The 12,591-nt window shown below is 60.6% G+C and carries 9 protein-coding genes; 3 read left to right on the top strand and 6 right to left on the bottom strand.

The annotated features are described in order from the left end of the window. Nucleotides 1-215: 215 nt before the first annotated feature. Nucleotides 216-923 (bottom strand): molybdenum cofactor biosynthesis protein MoaE, encoded by a 708-nt coding sequence (locus Q0X23_RS05310; RefSeq protein WP_297859330.1) that lies wholly within the window; start codon nt 921-923, stop codon nt 216-218. A 112-nt stretch (nt 924-1,035) separates the two neighbouring features. Then, the gene (locus tag Q0X23_RS05305) at nt 1,036-1,941 is read right to left on the bottom strand and encodes a DeoR family transcriptional regulator (RefSeq protein WP_297859329.1); all 906 of its coding nucleotides are present in this window, start codon (nt 1,939-1,941) and stop codon (nt 1,036-1,038) included. A gap of 317 nt (nt 1,942-2,258) precedes the next feature. Here Q0X23_RS05305 and Q0X23_RS05300 point away from each other — a divergent pair, with 317 nt between their 5' ends. Together Q0X23_RS05300 and Q0X23_RS05295 are read left to right on the top strand one after the other, a co-directional pair. Next, nucleotides 2,259-3,620, top strand: a complete 1,362-nt coding sequence (locus Q0X23_RS05300; RefSeq protein WP_297859328.1) for an ammonium transporter — start codon at nt 2,259-2,261, stop codon at nt 3,618-3,620. 11 nt (nt 3,621-3,631) lie between these two features. Beyond that, nucleotides 3,632-3,982, top strand: a complete 351-nt coding sequence (locus tag Q0X23_RS05295; RefSeq protein WP_119342316.1) for a P-II family nitrogen regulator — start codon at nt 3,632-3,634, stop codon at nt 3,980-3,982. 221 nt (nt 3,983-4,203) lie between these two features. On the opposite strand, the gene Q0X23_RS05290 is transcribed toward Q0X23_RS05295, so the two are convergent. After that, nucleotides 4,204-6,111 carry a VWA domain-containing protein gene (locus tag Q0X23_RS05290; protein ID WP_297859327.1) on the bottom strand — a complete coding sequence of 636 codons (1,908 nt, stop codon included), beginning with the start codon at nt 6,109-6,111 and terminating at the stop codon, nt 4,204-4,206. A gap of 264 nt (nt 6,112-6,375) precedes the next feature. Continuing rightward, nucleotides 6,376-6,636 carry a hypothetical protein gene (locus tag Q0X23_RS05285; RefSeq protein ID WP_297859326.1) on the bottom strand — a complete coding sequence of 87 codons (261 nt, stop codon included), beginning with the start codon at nt 6,634-6,636 and terminating at the stop codon, nt 6,376-6,378. A 376-nt stretch (nt 6,637-7,012) separates the two neighbouring features. On the opposite strand from Q0X23_RS05285, the gene Q0X23_RS05280 reads away from it, so the two are divergent. Further along, nucleotides 7,013-9,217, top strand: coding sequence for an MMPL family transporter (locus Q0X23_RS05280; protein ID WP_297859325.1), 2,205 nt, complete (start codon nt 7,013-7,015; stop codon nt 9,215-9,217). 1 nt (nt 9,218) lies between these two features. Here Q0X23_RS05280 and Q0X23_RS05275 read toward each other — a convergent pair whose 3' ends face one another. Beyond that, nucleotides 9,219-10,391 (bottom strand): alanyl-tRNA editing protein, encoded by a 1,173-nt coding sequence (locus Q0X23_RS05275; RefSeq protein ID WP_297859324.1) that lies wholly within the window; start codon nt 10,389-10,391, stop codon nt 9,219-9,221. A 129-nt stretch (nt 10,392-10,520) separates the two neighbouring features. Next, nucleotides 10,521-12,401 carry an ATP-dependent zinc metalloprotease FtsH gene (gene ftsH, locus Q0X23_RS05270; protein WP_297859323.1) on the bottom strand — a complete coding sequence of 627 codons (1,881 nt, stop codon included), beginning with the start codon at nt 12,399-12,401 and terminating at the stop codon, nt 10,521-10,523. Between the last annotated feature and the right edge of the window lie 190 nt (nt 12,402-12,591).

Raw genomic sequence — 12,591 nt, 5'->3', positions numbered from 1 at the left:
TTTCTGGGTTTGTCCAACACGGTCTAACTCAATTGAGCGGGTGCAGATACTCAGTCCAGAGCGGAGTTTCTCATACATCACTCGGCTGCTTAAAGTTACAGATTGAAAGTTCGATAAAGTCACGTTATGGACCACAGCATTGTTTGCTGACCAGCCTGGAAGCGTGGGCTTTTTTGGAGCAGTTAGCCTTCGGCGTTTGGTCATCTGCTACTGCGCTAGAGCTTGAATTCTTCGGGTGTATGCCCCTCCACCCAGTGAGACCCATCGGGCAGGAATTCTTTCTTCCACACCGGTAGAACTTGCTTGACCCGCTCAATTGCGTAGCGGCAAGCCTCGAAGGCTTCGGGGCGGTGGGGGGCCGAGACCACAATCAGAATGGAACCTTCGCTGGGCATCACCCGGCCCAAACGGTGCCACAAGGCCACCCGGCCCAATACCCAACGTTCGCGCATCTCAGCGATGATCTGCTGCATCACTTTCTCCGCCATGCCCGGATAGGCTTCGTATTCCAGATAGGTCACGGCCTGGCCTTTGTTGGGGCTGCGGGTGGTGCCCAGAAAGCTGATGACTGCTCCATAGGGGTCGTCCGAGGCCCAGTCCACCCAGGGCTGCACCTGCAGAACCTCGTGGGTCAGTCCAAAACGATCGTTTTCCACTTGCTTTTGGGCGTCGAGTTTGGGTGATATCGAGCCTCCCGATACCGGGGGCAAGAAAGCCAGCTCGTCGCCGTCCTGGAGGAGGTCGCCAGGTTGAGCGAGTTGCTCGTTGAGGGCCGCCAGCCCCCCCGAGAGTTGCAGGGAGTACTGCTGTTCCAGCAGGGCTTTGGCATCGGCCACGGTTGAGCCATCGGGCAGATCGAGCAGCAGCCGGGCCTGCCCCGCCTGCTCACGGAAAAGGGCAAACAGCAAGACCTGAATTCTCATAAATATAGATTGTCCAGGCTCGAGGGCCGGGTGTCTAGGGCTAAGAGCTCAGAAGCTCAAAATGCTTACCTGAACCACCCCCGGAAGCCCCGGGCTTTAGCCGCAGGGTGGTTTACTTCCCCATATACGCCTGGCTCATGGTGAAGGCTACCGAGAGGGCCTTTTCGTAACGCATGCGTACCGGGCCCAGCAGCGAGAGTTCGCCCACCTGATCGTTAACCCCGATTCCGGCCTGTACCAGTGAGAGCCCCTCGTCCTCGCCGACCCGGACGTTCACACCCCCGGGGGGGGTGAAGGTGGAGTCGCTGGGGGTCTCAAAAACCGCTATAGCCTGGCGTAAAAACAGGGGGTTCTGGGCCTCCGGCTCGCTGAGCAACAACCCCATTCCTTCGCGGTATTCCTCCTGGCTGCCATGGGCAAATGCTCTTCCGATGGATTCGTACAACTCCATCATGGCGGGCGTGCTGGCCATAACAGGCTGGGTGGCTTTAAACAAGCGTTGCTCTGCTTCACTCAGCTGGGCTTCGGTGGGGGTGAAGGATAGCTCTATGCGGGCCTCGCGTACCCGCCCGCCTTCCAGAACGGCAACAGCCAGCACCTTGCCGGGTGTCAGGTTGGAAAGGTGCACTTGTAGCAGTTTGGGTGCACGCTGTGGCCGTAGGCGTAACAAGGCTGGATAGCCCGAGAGCTTGGAGGCCACCTGGACTACCAGCGCTTCGCGCCTGGGGCCGGCGTCCTCTAGCACCTGGGCCAGCTTGTCCTGGGTGGCCTGGGGTAAGGGGTTGGGGGGCAGTTTGGACAGGGCATAGTGGCGGAACCCTGCGCGGGTAGGGACGCGGCCAGCGGAGGCGTGGGGCTTGCCGATCAAGCCTTGCAGCTCGAGTTCAATTAACTCGTAGCGCACTGTGGCAGGCGACAACGACAACTGCTCTGCCAGTACCCCCGAAGATACGGGGTTCTGGGTCTGGATATAGCTATCTACCAGCAGATGCAGAATGCGCCGTTGCCGCTCGGTCATGTTCAACTTCCAGTTTAGAACCAAACTGGTCGTCTGTGGTATGGCGGGTTGCATTGTGGGGTGCTTCGCAATGCCACGCCGTTCCTGCTCCAGGAATCTGTAATGAAGGTTTAAAACATACCATTTGCCTGCTGTTCGGTAATAACCTAATCAAATTGTACTGCGTTGAAGCAGCAAAAAGTAAAATTCACGCCAGCATTCGATATTTTTTCCCATATGTTTGGATAAATGTCATCAAATTTATGTACATTTGTTACAAACACAATTGACAATATGTAAAACCTTGGGTAGTCTCTTGCCCAGGAGGTGAAAGGTTGATGAAAAACCTTCGACTACCGATATTCTTGGGGGCCACGCTAATGGGCCTGGCTTTTGCCGAAGACCCTGAGTTCAGCGCAGCCGACACCGCGTGGATGCTGGTGGCTACAGGTCTGGTGCTCTTGATGACCCCAGCGCTGGCCTTCTTCTATGGGGGGCTGGTGCGCTCCAAAAACGCTCTCAACACCATGATGATGAGCTTCTCGGCGCTCGGTTTTGTGGCGGTGGCCTGGGCCTTGTTGGGCTACACGCTGGCCCTCTCGGGCGATGGCAACTTTATTGGCGACCTGCGCTACTTGTTCCTGAATAACGTGGGTATGGAGAACAAAGGAGCCATTGCCTCCATAACCATTCCCCACATGCTCTGGATGATCTTCCAGGGCACCTTTGCTATCATCACCGCTGCGCTGGTCTCGGGGGCGGTGGTGGAGCGGATGCGCTTCCCGGCCTTTTTGCTATTCATCACCCTCTGGGGCCTCTTTGTGTATGCCCCCATCGCCAAGTGGGTCTGGGGGGGCGGCTTCCTGGCCGATCTGGGGGCCTGGGACTTTGCCGGCGGCACAGTGGTACACATCAACTCCGGGATTGCCGCTTTAGTAGCAGCCCTGGTGTTGGGAGCTCGCAAGGATTTCGGGCGGCAGGCCATCCTGCCCCACAATGTGCCCTTTGTGCTGCTGGGGGCGGCTCTGCTCTGGTTTGGCTGGTTTGGCTTCAATGCGGGTAGCGCCTGGGCGGCTAGTGCAACCGCAGGGCTGGCCCTGACCAACACCATCCTGGCTCCGGCGGCCACCATTGTGGTCTGGTCTCTGATTGACCTAATGCGCACGGGCCGGGTAACCGCTGTGGGGCTGGCCACCGCGATTGTGGTGGGTCTAGTAGTGATCACCCCGGCTGCTGCTTTTGTCTCGCCCTTATTTGCCCTGGTGATGGGTGCAATTGGGGCTTTCCCTAGCTACTATGTGCTGCTGTGGCGGGCCAGGAGCAGCCTGGACGACTCGCTTGATGTGTTTGCTGCGCACGGGGTGGGCGGTATCACCGGCGCTCTTCTGACCGGGGTATTTGCCCAGAAGGCGGTGAACGGCTTGTTCGACGGCCTAATTGCGGGCAATCCGGCTCAGGTGCTGATTCAGGCCTTTGCGGTGCTGATTGCTGTGGTCTACAGCGGCGCCATGACCTTTCTGCTGCTAAAACTGGTGGGGGCCATTACCCCGCTTAAGGCCGCAGTCAAGGAAGAGGGGGTGGGTATGGACATCACCCAGCACGGCGAAGAAGCCTACACCAGCGGCGAAGGCGCCATCCTGGTCAAGAGCGAAGCTGCCATGCCGGTGGCCAGACCCAAGGCCGTGGGCGGCACCGATTAGGGAGAACTGCCATGAAACTGATTGTAGCCATCGTTCGGACGGAGAAGCTCAACGATGTGTTAGAGGCGCTTTTCAAAGCCGAGGTGCGGGGCCTTTCGATCAGCCGGGTGCAGGGTCATGGCGGCGAGACCGAGCGGGTCGAGACCTACCGGGGTACTACCGTTAAGATGGAACTCTCGGAAAAGGTGCGCCTGGAAATCGGTGTTTCCGACCACTTTGTCGAGCCTACCGTGCGGGCCATTCTGGCCGGTGCGCGCACTGGCGAGGTAGGGGACGGCAAAATTTTTGTGCTGCCGGTGGAAAAGGTCTACCGCATCCGTACCGGCGAGGAAGACACTGCGGCCGTAACCCCGGTTTCTTAATCGAGCGGCTACCATCCAGGTGGATAACCTCCACCTGGATTTTCATGCCATCTATTCAAACAAACCCCAGCCAGAGTGGCCTACCGCGAATACCCAGTGCTTCTACCAGTAGTGCTTGCACCAGTAGTGCTTGCACCAGTAGTGCTTGCATCGGTACAGCGCTTTTTGCTGTGCCGTGTATATCACGCCGCACCGCGTGGGGTCGTAATGGTGAGAGGCAATCACATTTTTTGCACGCTTAGAAGGCCGATAGCGCTCCCGCTGAGGTCGGAGATGTAAAGCGTGTGACCCGATGCCACGATCTGACCTGGATGGAGGGTTTCTCTGGCCTCGAGGTACAAGCACAGGTGTCCGGGAATGTGGAGAATCTCGAGCCCCTCCGGCCTGGGGTGCACCCGCAGGCGCTCGAGGGCCGGGTCCCCTATAGCCTCTCCCAGGTCGTACTCGCCCATCATGGTCGGGAGGTATTTGCGCCGCTGCTCTGGGGCTGCGCCAAAAAAATCCAGACTGATCAGGCTGGGCGTGGTCGGAGGGTGTAACACCCGCACCTCGCCTCCCTCGGATGGCCCATAGCTCAAACCCCGTCCCGTGCTCGTCGGCCCGGCCCGCAGGGTGGTCTGGGCCCTTTGGCGCAGGCGACCCCACATCTGGCCAAGCCCCGCCAGGAGCATCACCCCCAGCAGCCCCATCAAAGCCCACCCCCAGACGGGCCAGCCCCGCGAGACCCCAAGGGGGGGCACCGTTAGTCGCAGGACTGGGGGAAGCTCGACCAGAGCGCCAGGAGCACCTTCCACTTTGAAGACCGTCTCGAGGACGGCTTCTTGTGTGCTCGGATTGGAAACGCGCAGCTCGAACCGCTCCCCGGGGCGCAAAGAAATGGCTTCTGGGTAGTTATTGTAGCGCGCCCGCAGGTTGGGGGGTACTTCCTTCAGGCTGAGCTCGAGGGGCAGGGTGGCTTCGGGGCTACCCTCAAGGCGGTACACCACCACCACTGCCCCGTCCACCAGGCTGGGTGATCCCACCGCTCGCAGCCGGTACTGGGCAGGTTTGGGTGGCGGGGGTTGGGCTGCGGGGGGCGGAGGGGTAGGTACTGCTGTGGGGGGTGGGGTGGGTTTGGCCGGTGTGGCAGGGGGTACTAACGCAGGAGGAGCGCTGGGTGGGGGCCTGGTCGGTTCCGCAGGTTGCCTGGGAACCGGCGTTGGGGCTGGCCTGGGCTGGGACGGCGCTGCCGGAGGTCGGGCCGATGGGGTGGACACAGCCGGAGGTGGGGCCGATGGGGTGGACACGGCCGGAGGTGGGGCCGGTACTGCAGGTTTTGGGCGCGGCTGGGCCTGGGGTGTGGGTGGTATGGGGCGGGGCTGGGGCGGGGCTGGGCTGGTTCCAGGGTTGGCCGGTGCAGTAGCTGGGGTGGGCTCTGGGCTTGGTTCTTCGCCGTATTCCTTTTGTACGCCAGCCTGGACAGGCTCTGCGCTGGAGGGCGGGTCTCCTGGAGCAGGCGTACCGGATGCTTCGGTCGGGGCCCTTTTTTCGCTCGAGGCCATCCTTTCTGGTGCAGGAGGGTTGGTCTGGGGCCACCTCGAGGATTCGTCGGCCAGGCTATTCTGCCGAAACCCAGTCCAGGCGTCGGAAAAGCCTTTGGGTAGCGCTCCTATTGCCACCAGGCTGAGGGGACATTGGCTCCGTAGCTCCGGCATCTGGGCGGGTTCTGCCGAGTTGTCCAGACCATCGGTAAAGAGAAAGAAGGCTCGAGGTTCGTCGCATAGCTCGCTATAGACCCGCTTCAGGCTCCCAAAGATATGGCTGGAACTGCCCTCAGCCCGCAGGCTGCGAATGTGGCGCAACATCTCCTCGCGCTCGCGCGGCAGCACGAACCGGGTAACGCTCAGGGGCTCCTTGCTAAAGGGCACCAGGTGTATCTCGATTTCGTCGGTGAACCGTTCGGCAAAGCGCATCAACTCGCGTTGCACCTGCGGAAAGATCACCGTGCGCCCATCCTCCCGCCCAACCATCGAGGCCGAAACATCTACCACAAACACGTACCGTGAGGGGTTTCTGACTTCGGCAGCAGCGGCCCCCGCCAGTAGAATCCACCAACTTAATAAAACCCATGTTATTTTCCCGATTCCCATAGATTCCTTTGAATGCAAGTCTGCAAACCCAACTCCACTTTATAGCGACAGCGCTGAAGGCAGGCTAGATTTTGGCGAATGCGAAGTGGGTGTAGCGCTGTCAATCCCTCCAAAGCTACCATTACACTAACGTTTAGAGGTACAGCAGTAAAAGCCCTTAGGGAGGCGTTATCCGTGTGGCTGAGGATCCAGAGCCATGAAGTTGTTTGGCTATTCAGCTAAGAGGCTATCGGCCACCGGCTTTACCATGTATGAGGTTTGCCATCAGTTCAGCCAACGGCTGCGCTGGTAAGGGCAGCGGGCCATTTCGGGACATTTGCGCCGGCCCTGGCGCAGGGCGGCCACTTCAGCCGGGTTGAGCACCTCCTTACAGACGGTGCATTTCTCGGTTACTTTGCGGGGCACCAGGCGCATTCCCCTAATGCGGAAGCGGGCCCACAGACGAGCGGGCAGTAACCCCCTCAGCACCCGAAAGAGGAAATAAACCACCAGGCCAAGTAAGAGCGCTGCAATTAAAAAGTCCATCTTGTTGATAGTATGCTTCTTTATGCGCTAAAAAGCATGCTACAGGCTCCTATCAGGGTTCTGTCCGGATAGCTCAAGAATCCGCTTTGGTGGTAATACCAACTTTGCTTGAACAGTTAGCTTTGAGGGTCGTCTCCAGCCCCCTCATCCGGCGACACCTCAGGTGCAGTTAATCGTGTTCCTATCGCTGTTTGTAAATAGCGCGGTCGGGGTGTCGCCACCTTCTCCCACCGGGGAGAAGGCAGGGGGTTCATGTGGATTTGGTATAAGGGTAGATCTTGCGGCAACAGGCATAGGAGGGCCCAATTGCGGCATCGGCTCTTGTCTTCTTGTGAAGGAAGGAGCATATTGAGCAAGTTTGGGGTTGTCCTGATTTATGTTTGTTCGCCTTGGCCGCTTTGTGACGCGATATCCGCTACAGGTTATTTTTGTTTGGCTCTTGGTGGTTTTGCTGGCTATTCCGGCAGCTCGCATGGTTCCAGGGCGTCTGGCGGCCAACGCCAGCGATGTAAAAAACAGCGAGGCCCAGAGGGTGTTGCAACTACTTGTCGAGGACTTTGCTCTGCCCTCGACAGATCGCACGGTGCTGGTGAGTGAATCCAGCCTGCCCGAAAGCGACCCCCGGTTTCGGGAGATCTACAATCAACTCATTGCCAACATCGAGGGCCTCGAGGGTGTGGTGCGCCTCCACCGCTACGATGCACCTAGCCCCTTGCAGCAACAGGGTTCCGACGGGAAGATTACCGCTACCTTGCTGGATACCCGCCTCGAGAACGGCGAGGCCGTGATTGAAGCCCTGCGGCGCGCGGCCCGTGCAGCTCAGACCCCTGAGATTCGCTTTTACGTGACCGGGGCCACTGCTGTCACCAAAGACTTTTTGCACCTGCTGGAAGCCGATGTCAAACGCAGCGAACTGATGGCCCTGCCCCTGACCGGGCTGGTGCTCTTGCTGGCCTTTGGGGCCCTGGTGGCCACCGGCCTGCCCCTGATGGTGGGGGTGGTGGCCATCACCACCGGCCTGGCCGGCTTGTTTTTCCTTACGTATTTGGGCGAGGTGAGTAGCTTTGCCCTTTCGGTGATTACCATGCTTTCGCTGGGGGCGGGGATTGACTATGCCTTGCTGATGGTCAACCGCTTCCGCGAAGAGCTGGCCGCGGGGCGTTCGGCGCGGACGGCGGCAGCCATCACCACCCAGACCGCCGGGCGGACGGTGGCCTCGAGCGGGCTGGTGGTGGCCATTGCCATGGGGGCCATGTTGGTGCCCGACCTGACCTTCATCCGCTCGATGGGGGTGGGTGGGGTGATGTCCATTGCCCTGACGGTACTGGCCTCGATTACCCTGCTGCCGGCTATTCTCTCGCTTTTGGGTGAGCGGGTGAATTCCCCGCGTCGCCTGGTCTTCAAACCCACCAGCAGCGGCCAGGTGAGCCCCTTCTGGGGCCGCTGGGCCCAGGGCGTGATGCTGCGTCCCTGGATGTGGGCGTTTGGGGTAGCCGGGCTGCTTCTGGCTTTGGCCTGGCCGGCCACCCAGATGAAGCTGGGCTACACCGGGGCTTTTGGACTCGGCCCGAATGTGGAGTCGCGCAAGGGCCTCGAGCTCATCCGACAGATGGGGCTCGGGGGCACCCTGGACGCTTTTGAAGTCCTCCTGGATCTGGGAGAAGAAGGCTTCACCCCGGAGAACCGGGCCCGCTGGCGCGACCTCGAGCAGCGCCTTTCAGCCTGGCCCGAGGTGCGGCTGGTGGTTTCGCCTTTTTTGGCCGGGCGGCTCTCGGGCCAGGGCGGCTTTGCCGAGCTGGTGGGCCTCTCCAACCAGTACGTGAGCCAGAACCGCCGCTACCTGCGCCTGACGGTGATTCCCCGCGATGCCGTACAGGCCCCCCGCATCCCCGAGTGGTACGCCAGGCTCAAGCAGGAAGCCCGGAACGCGGGCTTCGAGCGGGTGCTGCTGGGCGGTGCGCCGGTGGGCTCCATGGAGTTCACCCAGGCCCTGGTGGGGGCCATGCCAGCAGCCATCGGGACGGTCTTTGTGGCTACTTTTCTTTTGCTGGCCGTGGCCTTCCGCAGCCTCTTGATTCCCCTCAAGTCCATCCTGATGAACACCCTCACGGTGGGGGCAGCCTACGGCCTGATCACCCTGATCTTCCAGGAGGGTTTTGCTGCCGGACTGGTGGGGGCGCCCACCGATGTGGGGGGCATCGATAGCTCACTCCCCATCCTGCTCTTTGCGGTGATCTTTGGCCTCTCGATGGACTACGAAATCTTTTTGCTCTCCCGCGTCCAGGAGGCCCACCTGGCCGGGCTGGACACCCCCCAGGCGGTGCGCTATGCCCTGGAGCGAACCGCCGGGGTGATCACCAGTGCGGCCCTGATCATGATTATTGTCTTCTCGGCCTTTGTGTTTGGGCAGGTGGTGGCCAACAAGACCATCGGCCTGGGTCTGGCGGTGGCGGTCTTGCTGGATGCCACCCTGGTGCGGCTGGTGCTGGTGCCCTCGGTGCTGGTACTGGCGGGTCGGTGGAACTGGTGGCTGCCGGAGCCGCTCCGCCGGATGATGCCTAGAGTGAGCCTGGAATCCTAATTCACGAATGGCTGGAGAGGTATTTCTGGAAGCCCTCCAGGGCCTTGTGTAGAGCTGCCAGGGGCAGCACCCCCAGCTTGACCAAGGCCCCCCCACCTCTGGCGCCCAGGGGCTTAAGCACAGCCTCCCAGAGGGCCTGTAAGTCCTCGCTGCGGCTCGGATGCTTGAGCAGTACATAGCGGGTTTTGTCCTCGGCCTCGGCAAGCAGCAGAGCCAGCACCCCCGGCCACTCGGCCAGGCGCTTGCCCACCATGTCCAGCACTGTGTTGGGAACCTTTGCCGCAATGGTCAGGCCGGGGAACTCGGCCAGCAGGTCGCGCATAAGGCGTTCGGCCAGCTCGTCCTTGAGGGCGCTGTTTTCGGCCCGTACCCGGTACCACTCGCTGCGCATGTTCTCGATGGGTTTTTCCAGCTCCAAAAGCCCCGAGCTAAACTTCTCGCCCAGCCGCGCGAGCAGGCGGTGTTCCTGATCAAAAAGCTCCAGAGCCTCCCAGCCTGCCACAAAGTAGATGCGCGTACCGCCTTTGTAGCGCTCGAGCCTGGTGATTTTGATGGGGCCCGCTTCGCCAGTGCGGGCCACGTGCAGGCCACCGCAGGCCACCTTGTCCCAGTGCTCAATTTCCACCACCCGGATGGTGCCCGTTACCTTGGGGTTGCGCCGTAGGCCCAGGGCCTCGACTTCCGAGCCGTCTGTAAAGAATGTGCGAACCGCCGTGTTGGCATACACCGCCCAGTTGGCCAGGGCCTCGGCCCGCCGAATGATGGCCTCGTCGGGTTCGCCGTCGAAGTCCATGGTGCAGACCGGGCTATGCATGTTGACCGCTACCACGTTCCAACCAGCAGCCCGCAAAAATGCCTGCCCCAGCATGTGTTCGGCTGTGTGGCGCTGCATGTGCCGGTAGCGGCGGGCCCAGTCGAGTTTGCCCACCACGGTTTGCCCCTCGGAGAGGGGGCTTTCCAGCCGGTGAATCACCTGGCCGGTGGTCTTGGCGTCCTCGAGCACCGCCACCACCGCCACCCCGTCCAGGGTGCCGGTATCGCAGGCCTGGCCCCCAGCGGTGGGGTAGAAGAGGGTCTGATCCAGCACTGCATAGTGCTTTCCACCCTCGCTCCAGGCCCGCACCACCCGGGCCTCGAACTCGCTGGTGTAAGGTTGTTCCCAGTACAGCCGCATTTAGTTAGCTTACCGGAATGAAGACCCTCCGAAAACCCGGCTTCGCTACCCTATCGCTCCCGGTTCATGGCGCCACAGCGTTATAGCGTGGCAACAAACCAGGGCGACAACGAACAGAGGACTCTGGGTTCAAGCGCCACCCAGGTTGGGTTTGATCTTGGGCACGATGCGCGGGGGCTCTTTTTCTTCCTTGTCCTTGGGCGGTTCGCTGGGGGGCTCGAGGCTCTCCAGGGCCTCGCCCTCCACCACCCGCACAAACTCCTCGGCATTCAGGGTCTCGCGCTCGAGGAGTGCCTGTGTGACGCGCTCCAGCACATCTCTCTTCTCGGTTAGCAGATTTAAAACCTTGTCGTGCTGTTCCTGCAACAGTTTCTGTACGGCTTCATCAATGCGTTTGGCGGTGTCTTCGGAGTACTGGCGGGTGTCGTAGCCGCCCAGATAGGTGTCCTCGCGCACCTGGTAGGCCACCGTACCGAAGTCGGGGTGCATACCCCACTCGGTAATCATGCGCCGGGCTAGGTCGGTGGCCTGGCGGAAGTCGTTCTCAGCCCCGGTGGTTACATCGTCAAACACCAGCTCTTCGGCCGCGCGACCCGCCAAAGCAACAGCAATCTGGTCGGTCAGGCGCTTCTTGCTCCAGTGCAGGGTGTCCTGGCGGCTGGGCATCATGAAGCCCATGGCCCGCCCACGCGGCACAATGGTCACCTTATGCACATTGTCGGCATGCTCCAGGAAGTGTGCGGCCAGGGCGTGCCCGGCCTCGTGGTAGGCGGTTACCTCGCGATCCTTTTGAGTAATCACCATGCTCTTTTTGGCCGGCCCCATAATGACCCGGTCGGCGGCTTCTTCCAGGTCTTTCATGGTGATTTTCTTGCGGCTGTCGCGAGCGGCCAGCAGGGCCGCTTCGTTGAGCAGGTTTTCCAGGTCGGCCCCCACAAAGCCCGGGGTGCGCTTGGCCAGCAGGGCCAGGTCCACGTCTTCGGCCAGCGGCTTGCCCTTGGCGTGAATTTTGAGGATCTGTTCACGACCTTTTACATCAGGTGCGTCAATGGCAACCTGCCGGTCAAAACGGCCCGGGCGTAGCAGGGCCGGGTCAAGTACATCGGGGCGGTTGGTGGCCGCCATGATAATGATGCTGGTCTCTTTCTCAAAACCGTCGAGCTCTACCAGCAGTTGGTTCAGGGTCTGCTCGCGCTCGTCGTTGCCACCGCCTACCCCGCCCCCGCGACGGCGGCCTACCGCATCAATCTCATCAATAAAGATGATGCAGGGTGCATGGCGCTTGGCGGTCTCGAACAGGTCGCGTACCCGGGCCGCCCCCACCCCCACGAACATCTCCACAAAGTCCGAGCCCGAAGCAGCAATAAAAGGCACCTTGGCCTCGCCCGCTACAGCCCGCGCGATATGGGTCTTGCCCGAGCCGGGCGGCCCTACCAGCAGCACCCCTTTGGGAATGCGGGCGCCCATCTCGTGGAAGCGGGCTGGAGCCTTGAGGAACTCCACAATCTCCTTGAGCTCCTCCTTGGCTTCCTCGCAACCCGCCACGTCCTTGAAGTTGGTTTTGGGGGCTTCGGTCAGCACCTTGGCCCGGCTCTTGGTAAAGCTGAAGGCGTTATCGCCTGAGGGGCCTCGGTTGCGGGAGAAAAAGAAAAAGATAGCCACCAGCAGACCAACCAAAAGCAGCGGTATCAAGAAGCCCAGCAAGGGGTTATCCCGCCTGGGAGGAGCAATTTCGACCTGAATTTTCTTGTCGCCCCACTCGCGGATGGTCGTGGTGTCTATGGGGCTGGGAGCATACGTGACGTACTGGTCGCTATCTTCCCGGCGGGTTACGTTTAGCTGCCGTCCATCCACCGCAATTTTGGCTACACGGCCCTGGTCAATTTCATTGAGAAAGGTGGTGTAGGCCACCTGATTGGTGGGCTGCTGATTGGAGGTCAGGCTAAAGGCCCAGGCAATCAGAATAGCAGCGAACAAGATAAACCAAAGGTTGAACGGCAAACGGTTCATTGTCCCCTTAAGTTACACCCTACTCGGGCGACAAAGGTAGTCAAACGTACCTTGAAACTGAGGGCAGCAACATCCCTTGCATACCGACTGAGGGAAAGCTCATATAGAGGCTTGGGTCGAATCGAGCATTTTTTTCAGGGTCAAAACTTTGCCTGATACCGGCCACCTTCACCTACTCCCTCTTGCTCAA

Origin of the sequence: Meiothermus sp., from assembly GCF_026004115.1 — a bacterium.
In the GTDB taxonomy this organism is placed as follows: Bacteria; Deinococcota; Deinococci; order Deinococcales; family Thermaceae; genus Meiothermus.
The sequence above is the reverse complement of the archived record's forward strand: the minus strand, read 5'-3'. Positions and strand labels throughout refer to the sequence as shown.